Source organism: Citrobacter sp. CRE-46 (genome assembly GCF_059615875.1).
The window spans coordinates 574,298-595,535 of sequence record NZ_CM184341.1; the positions used below are offsets into that span (position 1 = coordinate 574,298).

General features: G+C 48.8%; 19 protein-coding genes and 2 tRNA genes. 20 read left to right on the forward strand and 1 reads right to left on the reverse strand.

Features of this window, described 5'->3' with window-relative positions:
- Positions 1-111 precede the first annotated feature (111 nt).
- The 13 genes from AC534G_RS02835 to AC534G_RS02895 all read left to right on the forward strand — a co-directional run bounded on the left by AC534G_RS02835 (position 112) and on the right by AC534G_RS02895 (position 12,231).
- Positions 112-1,998, forward strand: coding sequence for a type II secretion system protein (locus AC534G_RS02835; protein ID WP_110496738.1), 1,887 nt, complete (start codon positions 112-114; stop codon positions 1,996-1,998).
- Positions 1,999-2,025: 27 nt separating this feature from the next.
- Positions 2,026-2,457, forward strand: a complete 432-nt coding sequence (locus AC534G_RS02840; RefSeq protein WP_069324395.1) for a TcpQ domain-containing protein — start codon at positions 2,026-2,028, stop codon at positions 2,455-2,457.
- A gap of 13 nt (positions 2,458-2,470) precedes the next feature.
- On the forward strand, positions 2,471-3,928 hold the full coding sequence (locus tag AC534G_RS02845; RefSeq protein ID WP_110498778.1) for a type II and III secretion system protein: 1,458 nt from the start codon (positions 2,471-2,473) through the stop codon (positions 3,926-3,928).
- 12 nt (positions 3,929-3,940) lie between these two features.
- Positions 3,941-4,483 (forward strand): hypothetical protein, encoded by a 543-nt coding sequence (locus AC534G_RS02850; RefSeq protein WP_038634220.1) that lies wholly within the window; start codon positions 3,941-3,943, stop codon positions 4,481-4,483.
- Positions 4,484-4,486: 3 nt separating this feature from the next.
- A complete protein-coding gene (locus AC534G_RS02855) occupies positions 4,487-5,383 on the forward strand; it encodes a hypothetical protein (protein ID WP_110496740.1) in 897 nt (298 codons plus the stop codon).
- Complete coding sequence (locus AC534G_RS02860; protein WP_051594486.1) at positions 5,371-5,979, forward strand: hypothetical protein; 609 nt, start codon at positions 5,371-5,373, stop codon at positions 5,977-5,979. The genes AC534G_RS02855 and AC534G_RS02860 overlap by 13 nt, the downstream gene beginning before the upstream one ends.
- A 176-nt stretch (positions 5,980-6,155) precedes the next feature.
- Positions 6,156-7,514: an ATPase, T2SS/T4P/T4SS family gene (locus AC534G_RS02865; RefSeq protein WP_199981200.1), complete on the forward strand. Its 1,359-nt coding sequence runs from the start codon at positions 6,156-6,158 to the stop codon at positions 7,512-7,514.
- The gene (locus AC534G_RS02870; protein ID WP_038634211.1) at positions 7,498-8,526 is read left to right on the forward strand and encodes a type II secretion system F family protein; all 1,029 of its coding nucleotides are present in this window, start codon (positions 7,498-7,500) and stop codon (positions 8,524-8,526) included. Before AC534G_RS02865 ends, AC534G_RS02870 begins: the two co-directional genes overlap by 17 nt.
- Positions 8,523-9,359 carry a hypothetical protein gene (locus AC534G_RS02875; protein ID WP_110496744.1) on the forward strand — a complete coding sequence of 279 codons (837 nt, stop codon included), beginning with the start codon at positions 8,523-8,525 and terminating at the stop codon, positions 9,357-9,359. Before AC534G_RS02870 ends, AC534G_RS02875 begins: the two co-directional genes overlap by 4 nt.
- 79 nt (positions 9,360-9,438) lie before the next feature.
- Entirely contained in the window at positions 9,439-10,278 is an 840-nt protein-coding gene (locus tag AC534G_RS02880; RefSeq protein WP_162620706.1) for a prepilin peptidase, read from the forward strand.
- Entirely contained in the window at positions 10,275-11,588 is a 1,314-nt protein-coding gene (locus AC534G_RS02885) for a M23 family metallopeptidase (protein ID WP_110496746.1), read from the forward strand. Before AC534G_RS02880 ends, AC534G_RS02885 begins: the two co-directional genes overlap by 4 nt.
- A 214-nt stretch (positions 11,589-11,802) precedes the next feature.
- Positions 11,803-12,135: a preprotein translocase subunit SecG gene (secG, locus tag AC534G_RS02890; RefSeq protein ID WP_006687886.1), complete on the forward strand. Its 333-nt coding sequence runs from the start codon at positions 11,803-11,805 to the stop codon at positions 12,133-12,135.
- Positions 12,136-12,144: 9 nt separating this feature from the next.
- Positions 12,145-12,231, forward strand: a tRNA-Leu gene (locus tag AC534G_RS02895).
- Between the two features lie 196 nt (positions 12,232-12,427).
- Here AC534G_RS02895 and argG read toward each other — a convergent pair.
- Entirely contained in the window at positions 12,428-13,771 is a 1,344-nt protein-coding gene (argG, locus tag AC534G_RS02900; RefSeq protein ID WP_006687887.1) for an argininosuccinate synthase, read from the reverse strand.
- Positions 13,772-14,105: 334 nt separating this feature from the next.
- Here argG and AC534G_RS02905 point away from each other — a divergent pair.
- The 7 genes from AC534G_RS02905 to rpsO all read left to right on the forward strand — a co-directional run bounded on the left by AC534G_RS02905 (position 14,106) and on the right by rpsO (position 21,185).
- Positions 14,106-14,182, forward strand: a tRNA-Met gene (locus tag AC534G_RS02905).
- A 207-nt stretch (positions 14,183-14,389) separates the two neighbouring features.
- Positions 14,390-14,842, forward strand: a complete 453-nt coding sequence (gene rimP, locus AC534G_RS02910) for a ribosome maturation factor RimP (RefSeq protein ID WP_003024996.1) — start codon at positions 14,390-14,392, stop codon at positions 14,840-14,842.
- Positions 14,843-14,870: 28 nt separating this feature from the next.
- Complete coding sequence (gene nusA, locus AC534G_RS02915; protein WP_038634199.1) at positions 14,871-16,358, forward strand: transcription termination factor NusA; 1,488 nt, start codon at positions 14,871-14,873, stop codon at positions 16,356-16,358.
- A gap of 24 nt (positions 16,359-16,382) precedes the next feature.
- Positions 16,383-19,073 (forward strand): translation initiation factor IF-2, encoded by a 2,691-nt coding sequence (gene infB / locus AC534G_RS02920; protein WP_038634196.1) that lies wholly within the window; start codon positions 16,383-16,385, stop codon positions 19,071-19,073.
- A gap of 220 nt (positions 19,074-19,293) precedes the next feature.
- On the forward strand, positions 19,294-19,698 hold the full coding sequence (gene rbfA / locus AC534G_RS02925; RefSeq protein ID WP_003024988.1) for a 30S ribosome-binding factor RbfA: 405 nt from the start codon (positions 19,294-19,296) through the stop codon (positions 19,696-19,698).
- Positions 19,698-20,642 (forward strand): tRNA pseudouridine(55) synthase TruB, encoded by a 945-nt coding sequence (gene truB, locus AC534G_RS02930; RefSeq protein ID WP_110496748.1) that lies wholly within the window; start codon positions 19,698-19,700, stop codon positions 20,640-20,642. Before rbfA ends, truB begins: the two co-directional genes overlap by 1 nt.
- A 273-nt stretch (positions 20,643-20,915) precedes the next feature.
- Positions 20,916-21,185 carry a 30S ribosomal protein S15 gene (gene rpsO, locus AC534G_RS02935; protein ID WP_000059465.1) on the forward strand — a complete coding sequence of 90 codons (270 nt, stop codon included), beginning with the start codon at positions 20,916-20,918 and terminating at the stop codon, positions 21,183-21,185.
- Positions 21,186-21,238: the final 53 nt, after the last annotated feature.

A 21,238-nucleotide genomic window follows, 5' to 3' on the forward strand; every position in this document is an offset into this window, starting at 1 on the left:
TGTGCTCTAAATTAGAATCTGTTCTTTTTTAGAATAAAAACAAGTGGCTATTTACTGTGAATAGCCACTTATTATTTATATAAAAATGATTCATGTTCTTCAGGAATTAGTATGCGGTCCCGAAACCATCAGGCTGGATTTTCACTACTGGAAGTTATTGTTGTACTGGCAATCATTGGTGGCGCGCTAGCTATGTATACCAATTATGCCCGTAAACAAGCAGCGAAAGAAATGCGCCAGACCATCGCGAACGCGCTTGTCCAGGAGATGAAGGGCGTGATGAATTATTTGCGTGATGATACCCTGCAAACAAAAGACGGTGAAAAAGATAACCCACTGTATGAAGACACGCAAGGCAGCAGTACCGATTCCCAATATCGTTACCGAATAACTAATAACGTTACGGACATTGATACCGGGACCGGGACGAACTATTTTTTGTGGGGAGAGGGGGCGAATCAGCAAAAGCAACAACGTTATTTGTTTATCAGCAAAAGCTGTAACGTCTCACTTAAATCGACATTTGAACTGACACAAGAATATTTACCCTGCTCACTTGTGACGGCGGCTAAAAATCCCGCGGCGAAAATTGAACGGATTGGGTTTGCTTCTGACGATCTTAAAACCCCCTCGAGCACGATTGCGCGTATGGATGCTATTGTTGCGTTCAACTACACGGAGAGTAACGACAAGTATAGTTTTGCCAATTATGCCTCCGCGTTTAACAATGCGTTAAATAACTCAGGCCTGATTGCTTCGCATATCATGCTTGTTCGCCGGGCCAGGACGGCGGACGCCTGGCAACTGATAACGGAAGCTGACGGCAGTACACCAGTCGAGTTTTCGGATATGGCGTCTAACCTGGAGCGGCTGGAAACGCTGGGAAAGGGGCAGCAACTGGGTATTCGCTTTACCTTTGACATGAATGATAACGATCAGGGGGGTAATGGCGGCGGCTCAGGCACGGCATGCTGGAACACCCAGGCAAGTAAAGTTGAACTGTGTTACAACCAGGAGGCAGGCACAGGTGCCCATGGCGAAGATCAGATCCTTTCGCTGGATATGACCGATCCGGAGAATTATGGTGATGAGACCAAAATGGGTACGCTAAAAGCCAATCTGGTGATGGAAAATACGTCACGGCCAGTTTTTTTATTCAAGCGTAATTATGGCGGTGATTTGATGCTTTCCGCCGACGGTAGCCCTGAGCGCTTTACATACAAAAATAACAATAACGAAGAAATTGAGGGTGATTTTTATCTGGATGATAATACCTCTTATCGTCCCTGGAATGGCAGCAGCATGGCTGGGGGAGATATTATTTCGAATTATTATCCTTCCAGTACATATGATGCATTTGAACTTGTGACTCCGTCAGTGAGTGAATATTCTGGCTATGAACTTTTATCTGTGGATATTACAGATAAGAAAGATTATGTGGCAGCATATGATGACAGTTCAATAAACTCTGGCTTACATCGATTTGCAGTGCAGACTTGCCCTGTCATCGAACAGGAAATTATTTTACGTGACGCCAACGGCGACGCAATCCTGGATGAAGATGGCAATAAGGAAAAAACAAAGGTTACCAGGAAGTTATATCCACGGTTGTCTGCCAGTATATCTTCTGTCTCGGCTTATGATGATGGCGGCATAAATGGTAGCTATACTAAGCAAAATGAGACTCGCGCAAAATTAGATGATAGCAAGAACGTGGATTTGCTTGGCGGCGTTACCGTACAGGTAGACTTGGCTGAGATGGACGTTTCAAATGGGGTTCGTCCGGATCATAACTCAGCGCAAAAATATAAATTCCCGGGCAGCAAATATGTATGGGCAGTGACTGCAACGATGGGCATGTATGATTCAGAAACGGGAGCAGGATTTAGCATAGTAAACCCACAGACAATATCTTATGTCATTACCAAATGGTGCAGTACGATACCGCAATCAGGTACGCCATATGATTTATTGACGACGACAGAATATAAATATTAGCAATCTGATAAACAGAGGGAAGAGAATATGATTATCAGGAAATACTGCCTGCTTTTATTGTCGGTAATGCTTTTGCCGCAGGCTATGGCAAGTAATAATAGTTCATCAGAAATCCATATGGTGGCATCTCCAGTGTCTTCTGATGCGGTTGTTCAACATACTGGCAGAAATCCGTTTACCGGCGATACTTATCAAGCAGCGGCACCTTCAGCGCCGCCACTGGTGATTCAGGAAGATAAATTATTAAGCCAGGAAATCAGAAAATGGGTGGAGGCTAATGGCTATAAGCTTTTCTGGAACAGTGCGAAAGATTACCTGGTTTATAACAATATTACGCTGGCGGGGAAATCGGATGACGAGATCCTACAAGAACTTGGCGAGCTGTTTTTTTCTGAGAATTATGGCCTGGTAGTCAAGAAATATCAGAAAAATCGCGTTATTGTTATTGATGAAATGTAAAACGGGTGCAGGGATGAAGATTAAGACAGGGTTGTTAATATTAGCCATTTTTCTGCAGGGTTGTGTTAGCGATTTTGAAGAAAAATATGATTCAGAAAGCCAGATTCAGAAGCATTTTAAAGATGCGACCACCCAGGATGAATCAAAAGCGAAGCCGTATATCAAGTACGACCGCGCATACATAGGGAAAAAGGTGGATTACAGCGTTGAGCAGCAGCGAATCATGGGAAAACATGTCAAAATTTCATCCTATGAACCCGCCACGTTGGCAGTCATTATGGACGCTGTCTCTGCACAAACGGGAATCAGTTACCGGATCAACGAGAGTGCGATAGGCGCAAAAGCCGGTGCGTCAAATAACAGCGGTAGCTGGAATACGGCGCGTAGCGTAAAATTTGATGGCACCTTTGAGGCGTTTATCCAGTATATCGCTTCCCTTTATGACGTAAGCCCAAAACTTGATAATCATAACGTTCTCAAAATAAACGTTTATGAAACGTATGTCATTAAGCTGGACTTTTATGGTGAAAACAATAAGACAGAAACGAACCTGGATCTTTCGGGTAACGAGGCGACTTCCAGCGGCGGGTTGACCGGAAAGGCGGAAACCAAATTCGAATCATCCTTCTGGGATGATGTGGAGGATATGGCGAAGAATTATATTTCCTCAGGAAACTATAATCTTTTTAAAGATTCTTCTGTCTTAATGGTTAACTCAAGACCCTCAGAGTATGAGGCGCTTAATCGCGCGTTAGAGAAATATAAAGCTGATAACAGCCGTCAGTTTATTGTTACCTATAAAATTTTCACGCTTGATAAAGCGAAAGTGAAAGAACTTTCTGCCGGCATGAACTTCTCCCTGGATGACGGGCAGAATACCATGAAGATCAGTTCAAGTCTGCTGGACTCATTGACGGGTGGCATATCGGCAGGCTGGAAAAACAGCAATGTTGATATCAGTAGCGGGCTGGATGCGTTATACAAGTTAACGGGTGACCGGACGTTACAAAGCGGTTCCTTTATCACGCGCAACAATATGGCGATACCGCTGAATATGACGAAGTCGCAAAATTACGTCTCCAGCAAAACCCGTACCGTCGATGACAATGGTGAGGTTAACGTCGCGGTCGAAACATCATCCATTATTACAGGGACCAGTTTTATCATTACCCCCCGCGTGCTTTCAGATGGTCGAATTGAGGTAGTGAGTGGTTTCACAAAACGTTATCTGGAAGGCATTGAAACTTATGATGATGTGCAGTTACCGAACGTAAGCACCACGGAATCATTTAACTCATCAATTATTATGCCGGGCGATCTGCTAATGGTAGGCAAGTATGATGTGAAAGGTGAAAATGGTGGTCTGGAATATCAGGTATTGGGTATCGGTGACAAAAATGAAGATGAATCTGCGACGATCGTCATGGTAATTGGCGTCGATTATTATCGTCAGCCTATTACTTCCCGATAGGAATAAATGGTTATGGATAAACTGTTACAGGATAATAATATCCTTACCGGTCTGCTCTGGGAACCGGACAGTATGTCTCATCTTGACCCTGGCGCGCAGGCAGCTTTTCGCGGAATGGTAAAGGCTAATCGTCGGGTAATCTATAAAGATTCTGACGGGCGTTTAGCAGTGGGTTATTGTGAGAAAATTTCTACCCTTTATGAGCCTTTTGCGATTTATATTAAAGAGTTATTTGGGGATGGCATCTATTTCTCACATGGTGATGATAATTTCACTTATCTGCTCATTATTAATGGCGGCCGGATTGTCAGTGGAACCGATTGCTTTATAGAGCGCAGCCTGTTTGATGAGCTCATGCGGCACCCGGAACAATATGAACACCTGGAAGTGACGTCGCTGACTGAAGTCCAGCTTTCTGTGGTGATAGAGAAATGCGCGGCGCATCAGCTCTCTCTGAAGCGACGTCGCAGATTCATTATTAGCTCCATTCTGGCTGGTGGTCTGATATTTTTGGCGCTGCTTGCTTTAGCACTTCATTTTCTGGTGGCGGGGTAATTTATGCTGGAAGGTCTTTATTTCTGGAAAGGTAAGAGCGGAACATTTACTACAAGTCGAATTATAATTATTATTCTGGTTATTGCTTTACTGTTGTGTGGTGCTGGTGCAGGCTATTGGTATTATTTTATAAAGATGCCGCAAGACGAAATGCTTGCTCAGCAACAGCAGGCTGCGCAGAAACTGCTTAACGATAAGGCTTCTGTACACGACTGGTATGAGAAATCATTAGAGGGAATGAGTATTGATTTCGGTATTCACCTGCTTGATGAAATTCATCGCAGCGTTATTCCGTTCGCATTGATTAAACTTCCTGTTGAAGGACGAAGCTATGGCTGTTCGCTAAAGGCGTGCCACATGACTTTTGAAATCGACCCCGCTGCTATTTTGACGCAACCAGAGTTAACTTTCTTTGGTAAAACCTACGCAGCATCATTTCCTGTAAAAAAAGGAAAGAACAGGTCGAATGGGGTTTCACTTGAATACAATGACATGAAAATTGCCCGCAAAGATAACGGCTTATTAAGCGCGTATAAGAAGAACAAACCTTTGTCGTTATATTCCTGTAATGAGGTTATCTCTTATATCAAAAGCTATAACTCAACGTTGACGGGCGGAAAGGGTAAAAAGAAAAATGGCGAGATTGTATTTAAGACCCTGCCTAAATCGACAGTCGCAGCGCTGGAAAAAACATTAGCGGGGGACGTTAAGGCTTACGGTATGCTTTCAGCAGAGTGGAACATGACGCTGACAAAACCACACTCCACATCAGTGAACGAAGGGATATTATTACAGGTTGCCTTGTATAAACAGGCGTATCGGGATGCCTTTCTTATCAGGAAGATTGAAACAATTAACGATGGAATAAAAGTATCCGGAGGATTAGTATGCAAAGCGTAAAAAATATCATCATATTTGCAGTATTAATGGTGGGATCCGGACTGGTACAGGCCGCTCCGACTACTGACTTGCCGCCTGCACCCAAAAACCAGACCGGTAAACCAGCGCTGGTAGGCAATGGCGAGAAAGCTGCGTCTCCTGAGGTAAAAAATGTCGATGAGAAAGCCCTGAATGAGCAGTCAGCGGAACTGACGATGCAGGATCATATTCAGGCACTCGTTGAGCAGGATTATCTATATCAATCAGAATATCGCAAGCTACAGCAACAGGTTGAATTAGAAAAAATGTTGAGCGAAATTCGTAAGCTGCGCGGTGAAGATAAAATAAAAGCGAGGGCAACTCCAACTCCCGTAATCGAAGCGAAGATCAAGACTGAAAAGAGCGCGCCTGCGGTAAATACAGGTAATAATATTGCGAAGCCGCACGTAGTACTGGAATCAGTCATTGGCGGTCTTTCCCGGGTTGCTATTGCCAATCAACGCGGTGATACATTGTTATACGTCACTCCAGGAAATGTATTTTCCATGGACGGCGCACAATACATTTTAACCAAAGATCGTAAAAACGGGTTGCAAATTAAGGAAGCTAACCCGTGAATATAGATTTTAAACGAATAACGACTGAAGATATATTTTCCGGTCTTTGGGAGTATCATGAATTTGAAGGAATAGGCATTAATGCTATTCATGATGGTTATGAGTATTTATTAGTACACACTATCAATATCGATAAGTTATTTGAATACAAGCTCCAGATAAGCCGGCTGAAATCTATGCATAAACGGCCAGTCATTGGTCTGGCGATAGTAACGGAAGAAGATTATTTTCATATACTGGAATTTATCTCTCTTAAAGCCCTTAACGCTGCGCATAATGATATTGATATCACAGACACGCAAAAACAGTTGGTCAATATCTTACAGCGCGTTGTAAATATGGGGGCCAGCGACCTTCATATTACGCGGAATGATGTGTTGGCGTTACTCGAGGCGCGCGTAAATGGCGTATTGATGCCGTTTATGCAGATTAAATCACAGCAGTGTGATGAACTGGTATTTGTCTTGTACAACGTAGAGGCTACAACCAGAGATACAACATGGAACCGGGCAATTCCGCAGAATGCGAATATTCTCTATAGTCTTAACGGTAAACCGTACCGTTTCCGTTATGCCCATTTCCCCATTTTTGGCGAAACGGCGGATTGTTACCATGCTGTGCTGCGTATTATTCCTTCCGGTTTGCAAAAAGATAACCTGGGCTCGCTGGATAAAATAGGCGTTTCGTCCGCCGAAATTGCCGATTTGAAAAAGATCCTTAGCAACCCTTATGGCGCGTATGTCATTGCGGGAACGACAGGTTCGGGCAAATCCACCACGCTGAAAAATTTGATGGAATGGCTGCAAATCAACCGCTATGACGATCACGGCTGCTTTTTGACGGTCGAAGATCCCGTGGAATATCAGATATACGGCGCCAAGCAAAGCTCCGTTGTCAGCGTCGAGGGGGGAGGCTTCCACGCTGCAATTAAATCTGCGTTACGCCGCGACCCGGATGTACTGATGGTGGGGGAGATTCGTGACAATGTTTCAGCTAACGCCCTGGCGGGCGCCGTTGAGAGTGGACATTACTGTTTTACCACCGTGCATGCGGGCAATATCGTTTCACTCCTGCAGCGTATGTCCGCATTAGGTATCAGCAGTGACAAGCTCTCCACGCCAGGCTTCGTTGCTGGGTTGCAGTGTCAGAAACTGGTGCCGGTGCTTTGCGATACCTGTAAGCAAGTCCATGAAGAGATTACCCTTTCCGGCCGCGCTTTTACTCTGTTCCGGGCAAGCGAGAAGGGGTGTGTAAAGTGTAAGAAGAGCGGTATCAAAGGACGGCAGCTGGCGATGGAGTATTTTTTGCCAACCTATGACGAACTGGCGGCTATCTCCCGTCAGGAGTGGCTTAATGTTTACACCCTGTGGCGGGAAAAAAGAAAGACAGCGGTAGGTCTTGCTGAAGGGTTTGAGATCCGTGAAAAAGTCATGGCGCATGTGCTGCTTGGTCGTGTGGATGCGCGCTGGTACGCAATGGAATTTGGCGTATTGCCAACAGAAGATCTGGAGATGATCGTTGAAAAAATTCAGTAAGAAACAGCGCATCTATATCTACCAGTTTTGCGCAGACATGATTAAGGCCGGTCTGCCTTTGTATGATTCGATGCAAAAACTGCAAAAAGAAGGTCAATCTTTACTGGGGAAAGCCTTTAGTAAACGGTTGATGGATCTTATCACGCAAATGAAGCAGGAAACATCCGTTGCGGCTGTTTTCGAAGGTATGGTGCCGAATTCTGAACTGAGCGTGATCACCGCGGCGGAGAAAAGCGGCAGCCTTTCTGATGGATTTTTTACCCTGGTTTCGATTATTAAATACAACGATGAACTGCGTAAAAAGATCATCGGTGCGCTTATATTTCCCCTGATAATGATTACCTTGTCGTTAATTGTTATTGCCGGCTATTCGCAAAAGGTATTCCCCGCCTTTGCCTCCGTGGTGCCGATTGATAAATGGCCAGCCGTGACACAGAATCTCTATAATTTTGGCGTGGCGCTTTACGAGGGGTTGTGGCTAAAAATTCTGCTGGGATTTATCTTTCTGGTTATCTTTTCACGGCTGACAATGGCCAATTTTAGCGGCACAATAAGGAATAAGATTCTCGACAGAATTATGCCGTTCTCAACTTATCGGCAGCTAACTTCCTCCATTTTTTTGAATAATTTGTCGCTAATGTTGAGTAACAATATTCCTCTGACGGATGCGCTTTCAATTATTCAGCTCAATGCTAACCGTTGGCTAAAATGGCATCTTTTCACCATGTTGGAGAAAATGGCGCACGGCGTGAATTATGGTAAAGCGCTCGATACCGGACTGATGGGCGCGGAAGAGTTACTCAACATCAGCCTGTATGCCGATCTCCCCTCGTTTAATGAGGTTTTGCTCTCGGTATCGGAGCGCTCCCGCGAACATATACAGGAGTATATTAAAAAACTTGCCGGACTGTTAAAAAACTTAGCCACCGTTATCCTGGGCGGGAGCGTTATCTGGGTATTTCTGGCGCTGTTCTCATTAATGGATACGTTGTCGAAAAGTGCAGTAGGATGATTGATGAAATGAATATAAAAAAACAAAACATTTGTCAGCGTGCACTCTTACTGGGTGCCTTATTCCTGGCGAGCGTAACGGCGCAAGGAGCGCAAAAATATGGTCTTAGCGACAGTCTCCAGTACTGCGAGCTTTGGGATACCTTTTTTCCGCTTTCGTTTCAGGTTCCGTCAGCTGATTGGGTGTCTACTTATGCCAGACCTAAGTTTAACGTCATATATATCTCAGCTGGTAAACGTAAGCATGTGGATGATTACACTGATCTTTACAATATTAAGAACCAATTTGTCTGGCCTTCGCATTTAATGAGTGGACTTGACACAGCCTTTTGTCAGAACAGCGGTAATTGTGTGACAAAAGGCAAGGGAAGCGTAGGCCAGGGTATTTCGGCATATAAAGATCTTGTCGCCGAATTTCCTGATGATGACGTTAAGGTATTAGCCAATGCCCCTAGCTATGAAGGCGATCTTACGTGGTATTCTTTGCCTATACGGTACCTGAAACTACTGAGAGTCGAATTCTTTACGCCTTATTCCGGGCCAGTGGGTGTTTTTACACAATCTTATAACCAGTATGTCGAGCCATTATATTTTGAGTACAGAGCGACAGGCAATAAAGACGAAATGCAACTGACTGCTGTAGGTGGCACTGCCGCCGGGGCTAATTTTAATGGCGTTAATCTACCTGAGAAAATAAGGCTAACGTCATATGCCGCTATACAGGTTTGGTTGTCATCAAGCACTGGTGACCCATGGAAGACGTTATTACCTTATGCGCACACGGTGGATATGTCAGACAGCCAGAAGGCGCTTATCCCTGATAACTGCAAATAATCTCGCGTAACGATCGCCAGTTATTAAAAGACGATCGTTACTAATGCAACACCGACTATTAATAAGAGTTAAATTCTGCATGGATGCTTTTTTATCTCCCTCGTATCCCTGGCTCGCGCTACTTCTGGGATTATTCATTGGCAGCTTTCTCAACGTCGTTATTTATCGATTACCGATAATGCTGATGCGTGAAACCGCAGACGATGAAGAAAGAAGTGCGCTTCCCGCGGTAAATTTATGGTGGCCGCCGTCTCACTGCCCATGCTGCCAGCACAATGTTATGCCCTGGGATAACATTCCCGTGGTGAGCTGGTTGCTGTTACGCGGCAGATGTCGCCATTGCCATTGCACAATTTCGGGTATTTATCCGTTAAGTGAGGCGGTCATTGGCGTTGTGTTTTGCACTCTGGTTTACTGGCTTTATCCGCAATATAGCTTACTCCAGCTCGCGTTCATGGCGTTATTTCTCTGCCTGTTGTACACCCTGGCGGTTATCGACATCCGCACCTTTTTGCTTCCTGACTGCCTGGTGTTTTTATTGCTGTGGGCAGGACTTATTGCCTCTGTACGCCACCTTATTCCAATTTCACCGCGGGATAGCGTAATGGGCGCCGTTTTTATATGGGGCTTTACCTGGCTAATGGCCGAAGGGTACCGCTGGATAACCGGTCGGGAAGGTTTCGGTAAAGGGGACGTTAAGCTGTTCGCCGCGTGTGCGACATGGTTAGGGGTGGAAAATATTGCGGTGCTGATGCTGGGCTCAGCCCTGTTGGGTCTTTGCCTGTTTTTGTTTCGCTACTTCTATATCCGCAGATTCGCGCCGCAGGGGGAGCTGGCGAAACAGGGATACATTCCATTTGGCCCAGCGATCGTTGTGATGTCGATCTATCTAATGTATACGGCGGTGCTTAACCTGTGATCACTCTTCTGCTTTCGTTACTTTTGCTGCGCGCTGCGCCAGATATGTATCGGGACGAGGTTGCGCGTGATGAATTCAGCGTGACGGTATCGCTCATTCCGCCCGCTCCACGACAATACACTACCGTGCCAGCCATGACGGGGCGAATACCACGTACGCTTTATTTACTGTCGCTGCCAGTATGGCGGTCAGTGGATCAGCAGAAAACCTGTGCAACAGCGGTGCTGATGAATCAGCCGCCAGTAAGAACATCGCCTTTAATACGGCAGCGCTATCAGCCCTGTTTCGATGATCTTCAGGCCGGTAAACACCATGCGAACCTTATTGAGACCCCACGGGAAACCGACCCTCTCTCCTGTCGCATCAGCGCTGCTACCTTGTCACGTCGCGCTTTTATGACGTGGCCCTCTGACGTTACGGTGAACGCCGATGCCAATGATGATCTTTCCTGCGTGCAGGTTATGGCGCTGGCAAGCTTCTTTCCTGCTGGCGTTGTATCTACCGATCGCTTTGTAACCAATCCGGCTCCTGATAATGATACGGCGAGCAGCTTTTTTTCGGTGCTGAATCTGACGATCCCCACGAACAGCGCCCCAGCGCCAAACTGGCAGTCTTTATCGAATCGTCATGCCGTTTCTGAGGTCGATACCCTACCTGCCGGGGCGTTTATCTTCCCCCTGACGCACGAAATTGTTGTGACGTCTCCTTATGGCATACGTTACCACCCGGTCACCCGTCAGTTTATGCGGCATGAAGGCGTGGATCTGCGCGCACCGGTAAATAGCCCGGTAATGTCGGTTGCCGATGGCGAAGTGACGGCGACCGGCTATGGTCCGGTGACGGGGTTCTATATTACCGTCAGTCATGCCGATGGCTGGAGCAGCCGCTATTTGCATTTAAATACGCTGCAGGTTCATAAAGGCGATAAGGTATTCAGAGGCAATGTTATCGCCTTATCAGGGGCGACCGGGCGCATCAATGGTCCTCATCTCCACCTGGAACTCAGCCATCATCACCAGTTGGTAAACCCAATGGAGGTGCTTTTTGCGTCGACATTAAACCCCAATGCCAGGCGGGCGTCGCCCGCGGCAGATACACAGGCGGTTATCGAGCCGGTGGATATGACGCCGACCATCGCTTTGATTAGTGGGGAAGGGGAGAATTTGCAGATAGGCGTGCGCGTTGGTAAAAAAACCACCTTCTACGCGCAGAGAGAACCCGTAGAGACGCCGGATGGCGTATGGCGCATTGTTAAACGGTATGGAAAATACAGGCTCGTGAAAGTGTCGCCGGAAGCGAAACCCGAATAGCCGGCTGTTTTATAGCCGTTTTTCCGCCGTTAACCGGCAGAATGCGGCGCTTTTGCTGTTTTTTTCCGCAGTTGATACAATGCACTAAAAATGCCCTTGCGAAGGTGATTCGCTTTGGTTAGTATTCACACCCGCTTCAGTGGGAAACAGTAAATATTCCCGCTTTAATGGTCGAAGCATTGTACGCGGCAACTCCGCAAGGAACAGGTTGATTATGCACGAAGCTCTTTTAGTAGTTTTCCTTATTGTGGCAATTGGCCTGGTAGGCTTGATCATGCTGCAACAAGGTAAAGGCGCTGATATGGGAGCCTCTTTTGGCGCAGGCGCTTCTGGTACTCTGTTTGGTTCAAGTGGTTCTGGTAACTTCATGACCCGTATGACAGCTGTATTGGGAACCTTGTTCTTCATCATCAGTCTGGTGCTGGGTAACATGAACAGCAATAAGACCAATAAAGGAAGTGAGTGGGAAAATCTGAGCGCACCGGCGAAAACCGAGCAAACTCAGCCAGCTGCTCCGGCTCAGCCGACCAGCGATATCCCACACTAAGTATTCTGTACCGAGGTGGTGGAATTGGTAGACACGCTACCTTGAGGTGGTAGTGCCCTAACGGGCTTGTGGGTTCGAGTCCCATCCTCGGTACCAAATTCCAGAAAAAAGACGCTGCAAAGCGTCTTTTTTTTTGTCTGTTACTCGTGGCTGTCTGTAGGTCGGATAAGGCGTTTACGCCGCCATCCGACATTATTGCAACGCCTGATGGCGCTACGTTTATCAGGCCTACAGACACCTCATATTCCGCGCATAAAAAAGGCCGCTTTCGCGGCCTTAAAATGATGAATGCTTACTTCGCTTTGTTTTCCAGATTTTCAACCTGCGGCAGGCCGGTCGTTGAAGAGGCGGTCAACAGACCGGCTTTCGCGTAGCCGAACAGCTTCTCGCGGGTATCGGTGATATCCAGATTACGCATGGTCAGCTGGCCGATACGATCGTCAGGTGAGAATACTGACTCGCCTTTCTCCATGGTCAGACGTTCTGGCTTGTAAGTCAGATTATCAGACACGGTATTGAGGATGGAGTAGTCGTTGCCGCGGCGCAGCTCCAGCGTCACTTCGCCGGTAATCTGGCTGGCGACCCAACGCTGCAGACCGTCACGCAGCATCAACGCCTGCGAGTCGAACCAGCGGCCCTGGTACAGCAGTTTGCCCAACTGACGGCCATGAGAGTGATATTGCTCAATGGTGTCTTCGTTATGGATACCGGTCAGCAGACGCTCGTAAGCGATGTGCAGCAACGCCATCCCCGGGGCTTCATAGATACCACGGCTCTTAGCTTCAATAATACGGTTTTCAATCTGATCGCTCATGCCCAGACCGTGACGACCGCCGATGCGGTTGGCTTCCAGCATCATCTCAACGTCGTCGCTGAAGGTTTTACCGTTTAGCGCTACCGGATGACCCTGTTCAAAGCGTACGGTCACTTCTTCTGCCGGGATCTTCACGCTCTCATCCCAGAACTTCACGCCCATAATCGGGTTGACGATTTTTACGCTGGAGTTCAGAAATTCCAGGTCTTTTGCTTCGTGGGTCGCGCCGAGCATATTGGAGTCAGTGGAGTACGCTTTCTCGACAGACATTTTGTAGTCGAAACCGCAGGCGATCATAAATTCGGACATCTCATGGCGACCACCCAGTTCGTCGATAAAATCGGTATCCAGCCATGGTTTGTAAATCTGCAGTTCCGCGTTGGTCAGCAGGCCGTAACGATAGAAACGTTCAATATCGTTGCCTTTATAGGTGCTGCCGTCACCCCAGATATTCACGCCATCTTCTTTCATGGCGGCAACCAGCATGGTGCCGGTGACTGCACGGCCCAGTGGGGTGGTATTAAAATAGGTCAGGCCACCGGTAGTGTTGTGGAACGCGCCGCACTGAATGGCTGCGATCCCTTCGGCAACCAGTTGCTTACGGCAATCTACCAGGCGAGCATTCTCAGCACCATATTCCATTGCGCGGCGAGGAATGGCGTCATAGTCATCCTCATCCGGCTGGCCCAAATTCGCAGTATATGCATATGGGACAGCCCCTTTTTGTCGCATCCACAGCAGTGCTGCACTGGTGTCCAGGCCGCCGGAAAAAGCGATACCAATACGTTGACCTACCGGGAGATGCTTGAGAATCGTCGTCATAAAATAAAACCCTGCTTGATAGACTGGTGAAGAGGTCGGCTTATTATACTAAATGCATTTTTATGCAAAATAAATGAGTTTTCATTTAATCATCTTTTCTGGATGACAGGAAGAGTTTAGTGATAATTTCGTTAAATAACGGCGCGGCCGGTACATTTATCTTGATTACCACCCGCTGGTCAGCATTCATTGATTTGCATAGTGGTAACAAGGTTGACATAACACATAGAGTATCAATATACTGTGCGCAGATTTTACGTCCCGTCCTCGGTACCAAATCCCAGCAGTATTTGCATTTTTTACCCAAAACGAGTAAAATTTGCCACGTTTCAGGCGCGGGGTGGAGCAGCCTGGTAGCTCGTCGGGCTCATAACCCGAAGGTCGTCGGTTCAAATCCGGCCCCCGCAACCACTTTCCCTTAGAGTTCTTTTTCAAATATACTGTGAAGACTTAGGCCTTCGTAGCTGGATTTGAAAAAAATTCTTTCGGAAGGTTCTCCGAACCGCAGGTGCGGTTATAGGGTTCAGTTATCTAAAGCCCCGATTTATCGGGGTTTTTTGTTATCTGACTACAGAATAACTGGGCTTTAGGCCCTTTTTTTATGTCTTGGGGGTGGGCTTGTCCACATTAGAGCAAAAATTAACAGAGATGATTACAGCCCCGGTTGAAGCCCTGGGCTACGAACTGGTCGGCATCGAATTTATTCGCGGTCGCACATCCACACTGCGCATCTATATTGATAGTGAAGATGGCATCAATGTTGATGATTGTGCTGATGTGAGCCATCAGGTAAGCGCCGTGATGGATGTCGAAGACCCAATCACCGTTGCCTATAACCTGGAAGTTTCCTCGCCGGGTCTCGACCGTCCTCTGTTCACTGCTGAACACTACGTGCGTTTCCTGGGGGAAGAAGTCACGCTGGTTCTTCGTATGGCGGTTCAAAACCGTCGTAAATGGCAGGGCGTTATCAAAGCGGTGGACGGTGAGATGATCACGGTCACAGTCGAAGGTAAAGATGAAGTGTTCGCGCTGAGTAATATCCAGAAGGCGAACCTGGTTCCCCACTTTTAACAGTCTGGATTGAGGTGAAAAGCCCGCGATGAACAAAGAAATTTTGGCTGTTGTTGAAGCCGTATCCAACGAAAAAGCGCTGCCACGCGAGAAAATTTTTGAAGCGCTGGAAAGTGCGCTGGCTACAGCAACAAAGAAAAAATATGAGCAAGAGATCGACGTCCGCGTAGAAATTGATCGTAAAAGCGGTGATTTCGATACCTTCCGTCGTTGGGTAATCGTAGAAGAAGTTACCCAGCCAACCAAAGAAATTACGCTGGAAGCGGCACGCTTCGAAGACGAAAGCCTGAACGTGGGCGACTATGTTGAAGATCAGATTGAATCTGTCACCTTTGACCGTATCACCACCCAGACTGCGAAACAGGTTATCGTACAGAAAGTACGTGAAGCTGAACGCGCAATGGTTGTTGATCAGTTCCGCGAACACGAAGGCGAAATCGTTACGGGTGTGGTGAAAAAAGTTAACCGTGACAACATTTCCCTGGATCTGGGCAGCAATGCTGAAGCCGTGATCCTGCGCGAAGACATGCTGCCGCGTGAAAACTTCCGCCCTGGCGACCGTATTCGTGGCGTTCTGTACTCTGTGCGCCCGGAAGCGCGCGGCGCGCAACTGTTCGTCACCCGTTCCAAACCGGAAATGCTGGTGGAACTGTTCCGCATTGAAGTGCCAGAAATTGGCGAAGAAGTGATTGAAATTAAAGCGGCTGCCCGCGATCCGGGCTCTCGTGCGAAAATCGCCGTTAAGACCAACGATAAGCGTATTGATCCGGTCGGCGCGTGTGTGGGTATGCGCGGTGCGCGCGTTCAGGCGGTCTCTACCGAACTGGGCGGCGAGCGTATCGATATCGTCCTGTGGGATGATAACCCGGCGCAGTTCGTGATTAACGCAATGGCGCCAGCAGATGTCGCTTCTATCGTGGTGGATGAAGACAAACACACCATGGATATCGCGGTTGAAGCCGGTAACCTGGCTCAGGCGATTGGACGTAACGGTCAGAACGTCCGCCTGGCTTCACAACTGAGCGGTTGGGAACTCAACGTAATGACCGTTGATGACCTGCAGGCGAAGCATCAGGCTGAAGCACATGCCGCCATCGATACCTTCACCAAATATCTCGATATCGATGAAGATTTCGCGACAGTTCTGGTGGAAGAAGGTTTTGCGACGCTGGAAGAACTGGCCTACGTGCCAATGAAAGAACTGCTGGAAATTGACGGCCTTGATGAACCGACCGTTGAAGCGCTGCGCGAGCGTGCTAAAAACGCACTGACCACTCTGGCACTGGCCCAGGAAGAAAGCCTCGGTGATAACAAACCGGCTGACGATCTGCTGAATCTGGAAGGATTGGATCGCGATATGGCCTTCAAACTGGCTGCCCGTGGTGTTTGTACGCTGGAAGATCTCGCCGAACAGGGCATTGATGATCTGGCTGATATCGAAGGGTTGACCGACGAAAAAGCCGGTGAGCTGATTATGGCTGCCCGTAATATTTGCTGGTTCGGTGACGAAGCGTAATAAACTGTAGCAGGAAGGAACAGTATGACAGATGTAACCGTAAAAACGCTGGCTGCAGAGATACAGACCTCCGTGGATCGCCTGGTACAGCAATTTGCTGATGCAGGTATCCGGAAGTCTGCTGATGACTCTGTGTCCGCACAAGAGAAACAAACCTTACTGGCGCATCTGAACCGTGAGAACGGCTCAGCGCCGGATAAGTTGACATTGCAGCGTAAAACGCGCAGTACTCTCAATATTCCAGGTACCGGTGGGAAAAGCAAATCGGTACAAATCGAAGTCCGCAAGACACGCACCTTTGTGAAACGCGATCCGCAAGAGGCTGAACGCCTGGCCGCGGAAGAGCAGGCGCAGCGTGAAGCGGAAGAGCAAGCCCGTCGTGAGGCAGAAGAAGCTGCCAAACGCGAGGCGCAACAAAAAGCCGAACGTGAGGCCGCAGAACAAGCTAAGCGTGAAGCCGCTGATAAAGCGAAACGTGAAGCTGCGGAAAAAGACAAAGTGAGCAATCAACAGACCGACGATATGACTAAAACCGCCCAGGCCGAAAAAGCCCGCCGTGAAAATGAAGCCGCAGAACTGAAACGTAAAGCGGAAGAAGAAGCACGTCGCAAGCTTGAAGAAGAAGCTCGCCGCGTAGCGGAAGAAGCTCGCCGTATGGCGGAAGAAAACGAGAAAAATGGTGTGGATAACGCTGAACCTGTTGAAGATACCAGCGATTATCACGTCACGACTTCTCAGCACGCTCGCCAGGCAGAAGACGAAAACGATCGTGAAGTTGAAGGCGGCCGTGGTCGTACTCGCAGTGCGAAAGCCGCGCGTCCGGCGAAGAAAGGCAACAAACACGCTGAATCGAAAGCCGACCGTGAAGAAGCGCGCGCCGCAGTTCGTGGTGGTAAAGGCGGTAAACAGCGTAAAGGTTCCGCTCTGCAGCAGGGCTTCCAGAAGCCAGCTCAGGCCGTTAACCGTGACGTTGTGATCGGCGAAACCATCACCGTTGGCGAACTGGCTAACAAGATGGCGGTTAAAGGCTCTCAGGTCATCAAAGCGATGATGAAACTGGGCGCAATGGCGACCATCAACCAGGTCATCGACCAGGAAACCGCACAACTGGTTGCCGAAGAGATGGGCCACAAAGTTATCCTGCGTCGTGAAAACGAGCTGGAAGAAGCAGTAATGAGCGACCGTGACACCGGCGCTGCGGCTGAACCGCGCGCACCGGTTGTAACCATCATGGGTCACGTTGACCACGGTAAAACCTCCCTGCTGGACTACATTCGTTCTACGAAAGTGGCTTCTGGCGAAGCGGGCGGCATTACTCAGCACATCGGTGCGTACCACGTTGAAACTGACAACGGTATGATCACCTTCCTGGATACCCCGGGTCACGCCGCGTTTACCTCCATGCGTGCTCGTGGTGCTCAGGCAACGGATATCGTGGTTCTGGTTGTTGCAGCAGACGACGGCGTGATGCCGCAGACCATCGAAGCTATCCAGCACGCGAAAGCGGCAGGTGTGCCGGTGGTGGTTGCAGTCAACAAAATCGATAAACCAGAAGCGGATCCGGATCGCGTTAAAAACGAACTGTCCCAGTACGGCATCATGCCGGAAGAGTGGGGCGGCGAGAGCCAGTTCGTCCACGTTTCTGCGAAAGCCGGTACCGGTATCGACGAACTGCTGGATGCGATCCTGCTGCAGGCCGAAGTTCTGGAGCTGAAAGCTGTTCGTAAAGGTATGGCGAGCGGCGCGGTAATCGAATCCTTCCTGGATAAAGGTCGTGGTCCGGTTGCTACCGTCCTGGTGCGTGAAGGTACGCTGCATAAAGGCGACATCGTACTGTGTGGCTTCGAATACGGCCGCGTGCGTGCGATGCGTAACGAACTGGGTCAGGAAGTTCTGGAAGCAGGTCCGTCCATTCCGGTGGAAATCCTCGGTCTGTCCGGTGTTCCGGCTGCCGGTGACGAAGTGACCGTGGTGCGTGACGAGAAGAAAGCCCGTGAGGTTGCACTGTATCGTCAGGGCAAATTCCGTGAAGTTAAACTGGCTCGTCAGCAGAAATCTAAACTTGAGAACATGTTCGCCAACATGACCGATGGCGAAGTTCACGAAGTGAACGTCGTACTGAAAGCTGACGTACAGGGTTCTGTAGAAGCGATCTCCGACTCCTTACTGAAACTGTCTACCGACGAAGTGAAAGTGAAGATCATCGGTTCCGGCGTAGGTGGTATCACTGAAACCGACGCGACCCTGGCTGCGGCGTCCAACGCGATTCTGGTTGGCTTCAACGTCCGTGCTGATGCTTCTGCGCGTAAAGTGATCGAATCTGAAAGTCTGGATCTGCGTTACTACTCCGTCATCTATCATCTGATCGACGAAGTGAAAGCGGCGATGAGCGGTATGCTGTCTCCGGAACTGAAACAGCAGATCATCGGTCTGGCTGAAGTGCGCGATGTGTTTAAATCACCGAAATTTGGTGCGATTGCGGGCTGTATGGTTACCGAAGGTACTATCAAGCGTCACAACCCAATCCGCGTCCTGCGCGACAACGTGGTTATCTATGAAGGCGAGCTGGAATCCCTGCGCCGCTTCAAAGATGACGTTAACGAAGTCCGTAACGGTATGGAATGTGGTATCGGCGTTAAGAACTACAACGACGTTCGCGTTGGCGATATGATCGAAGTGTTCGAGATTATCGAGATCAAACGTACCATCGCATAATCTTCGTCGTCTTTTGGACCGCAACGGCGTTGGCTGCGCTCGCTCACCCCGGTCACATAGTTATCTATGCTCCCGGGGATTTACGAGCTTGCCGCCTTGTTGCAATCCAAAATCCTTAGAAGATGATTAGGCGTAGGCCGGGTAAGCGAAGCGCCACCCGGCAAGAAATTTAAAAAGGGGCTTATGGCCCCTTTTTTGTCATTATTCTGGAGAATTTATTATGGCGAAAGAATTTGGTCGCCCGCAGCGTGTGGCGCAGGAGATGCAGAAAGAAATCGCACTCATCCTGCAACGCGAAATCAAAGATCCGCGCGTAGGCATGATGACTACCGTTTCTGGTGTTGAGATGTCCCGTGACCTGGCGTATGCCAAAGTATTCGTGACTTTCCTGAACGACCAGGACGAAGCGGCTGTGAAAAACGGCATTAAGGCCCTGCAGGAAGCCTCTGGTTTTATCCGCTCCCTGCTGGGGAAAGCGATGCGTCTGCGTATCGTGCCTGAACTGACCTTCTTCTACGACAACTCGTTGGTTGAAGGGATGCGTATGTCTAACCTGGTGACCAGCGTGGTGAAACATGACGATGAACGTCGTGTGAACCCAGCGGACGACAGCAAGGAGGACTGATGAGTCGTCCTCGTCGTCGTGGTCGCGACATTCACGGTGTCCTGCTGCTGGATAAGCCGCAGGGCATGTCCAGCAATGACGTACTGCAAAAAGTAAAGCGCATCTACAATGCCAACCGTGCGGGTCATACCGGCGCGCTGGATCCGCTGGCGACGGGCATGCTGCCTATCTGCCTCGGCGAAGCGACGAAGTTTTCACAGTATTTGCTGGATTCTGACAAACGCTATCGCGTAGTAGCCCGCCTGGGGCAACGTACTGACACCTCCGATGCTGACGGGCAAATCGTGCAGGAACGTCCGGTAACCTTCAGCGCAGAGCAACTTGCGAGCGCACTGGATACTTTCCGCGGCGATATCGAGCAGATTCCGTCAATGTATTCGGCGCTGAAGTATCAGGGTAAAAAGCTGTACGAATATGCGCGTCAGGGCATTGAAGTGCCGCGTGAAGCGCGCCCGATTACCGTCTATGAGCTGCTGTTTATTCGCCATGAAGGTAACGAGCTGGAGCTGGAGGTTCACTGCTCCAAAGGCACCTATATTCGCACTATTATCGACGATCTGGGCGAGAAGCTCGGCTGTGGTGCGCACGTAACGTACCTGCGTCGTCTGACGGTCAGCAAGTATCCGGTGGATCGTATGGTGACGCTGGAACACTTGCGCGAGCTGGTTGAACAGGCTGAGCAGCAGAACATTCCGGCCGCTCAGTTGCTTGATCCCTTGCTGATGCCAATGGACAGTCCAGCATCGGACTATCCTGTTGTTAATTTGCCTTTAACATCGTCGGTTTACTTTAAAAATGGTAACCCGGTACGTACGACAGGTGTCCCGCTGGAAGGCCTGGTGCGTGTGACGGAAGGCGATGACGGCAAATTTATCGGCATGGGGGAGATCGACGATGAAGGTCGTGTCGCCCCCCGTCGCCTGGTGGTTGAGTATCCTGCATAGCGCTCTCTGTCTTGCGATAAAAGGGCGCTGCGAGTAGAATACTGCCGCTTAACGTCGCGTGAATTGTTTAACAATCTGCGTGGCGTATACACAAAATCATTCGAGCTGCATCAAGGCGGCAAGTCTGAGAATCCTCAGGAGCTTACTTAGATAAGTGACTGAGGTGAGCGGACGCAGCCAACGCAGAGTCAGTTTGAAGGATAAAGTGTATACACTGGGATAGCTGAATTAGAGATCGGCATCCTTTCATTCTTAACACTTTGGAGTTTTAAAATGTCTCTAAGTACTGAAGCTACCGCTAAAATCGTTTCTGAGTTTGGTCGTGATGCAAACGACACCGGTTCTACCGATGTTCAGGTTGCTCTGTTGACTGCACAGATTAACCACCTGCAGGGCCACTTTGCAGAGCACAAAAAAGATCACCACAGCCGTCGTGGTCTGCTGCGCATGGTTTCTCAGCGTCGTAAACTGCTCGACTACCTGAAACGTAAAGATGTTGCACGTTACACCGCGCTGATCGAGCGTCTGGGTCTGCGTCGCTAATTCTTTCGAGTTTCAGAAAGAGGGGGCCTTCATGGCCCCTTTTTTCCAGCAGA

What these genes read in the sequence shown, in the direction of transcription:
- AC534G_RS02835 (WP_110496738.1), top strand. Translation starts at nt 112, where the DNA reads ATGCGGTCCCGAAACCATCAGGCTGGATTTTCACTACTGGAAGTTATT.
- AC534G_RS02840 (WP_069324395.1), top strand. Translation starts at nt 2,026, where the DNA reads ATGATTATCAGGAAATACTGCCTGCTTTTATTGTCGGTAATGCTTTTG.
- AC534G_RS02845 (WP_110498778.1), top strand. Translation starts at nt 2,471, where the DNA reads ATGAAGATTAAGACAGGGTTGTTAATATTAGCCATTTTTCTGCAGGGT.
- AC534G_RS02850 (WP_038634220.1), top strand. Translation starts at nt 3,941, where the DNA reads ATGGATAAACTGTTACAGGATAATAATATCCTTACCGGTCTGCTCTGG.
- AC534G_RS02855 (WP_110496740.1), top strand. Translation starts at nt 4,487, where the DNA reads ATGCTGGAAGGTCTTTATTTCTGGAAAGGTAAGAGCGGAACATTTACT.
- AC534G_RS02860 (WP_051594486.1), top strand. Translation starts at nt 5,371, where the DNA reads ATGCAAAGCGTAAAAAATATCATCATATTTGCAGTATTAATGGTGGGA.
- AC534G_RS02865 (WP_199981200.1), top strand. Translation starts at nt 6,156, where the DNA reads ATGCATAAACGGCCAGTCATTGGTCTGGCGATAGTAACGGAAGAAGAT.
- AC534G_RS02875 (WP_110496744.1), top strand. Translation starts at nt 8,523, where the DNA reads ATGATTGATGAAATGAATATAAAAAAACAAAACATTTGTCAGCGTGCA.
- AC534G_RS02880 (WP_162620706.1), top strand. Translation starts at nt 9,439, where the DNA reads ATGGATGCTTTTTTATCTCCCTCGTATCCCTGGCTCGCGCTACTTCTG.
- secG (WP_006687886.1), top strand. Translation starts at nt 11,803, where the DNA reads ATGCACGAAGCTCTTTTAGTAGTTTTCCTTATTGTGGCAATTGGCCTG.
- argG (WP_006687887.1), bottom strand. Translation starts at nt 13,771, where the DNA reads ATGACGACGATTCTCAAGCATCTCCCGGTAGGTCAACGTATTGGTATC.
- nusA (WP_038634199.1), top strand. Translation starts at nt 14,871, where the DNA reads ATGAACAAAGAAATTTTGGCTGTTGTTGAAGCCGTATCCAACGAAAAA.
- infB (WP_038634196.1), top strand. Translation starts at nt 16,383, where the DNA reads ATGACAGATGTAACCGTAAAAACGCTGGCTGCAGAGATACAGACCTCC.
- rbfA (WP_003024988.1), top strand. Translation starts at nt 19,294, where the DNA reads ATGGCGAAAGAATTTGGTCGCCCGCAGCGTGTGGCGCAGGAGATGCAG.
- truB (WP_110496748.1), top strand. Translation starts at nt 19,698, where the DNA reads ATGAGTCGTCCTCGTCGTCGTGGTCGCGACATTCACGGTGTCCTGCTG.
- rpsO (WP_000059465.1), top strand. Translation starts at nt 20,916, where the DNA reads ATGTCTCTAAGTACTGAAGCTACCGCTAAAATCGTTTCTGAGTTTGGT.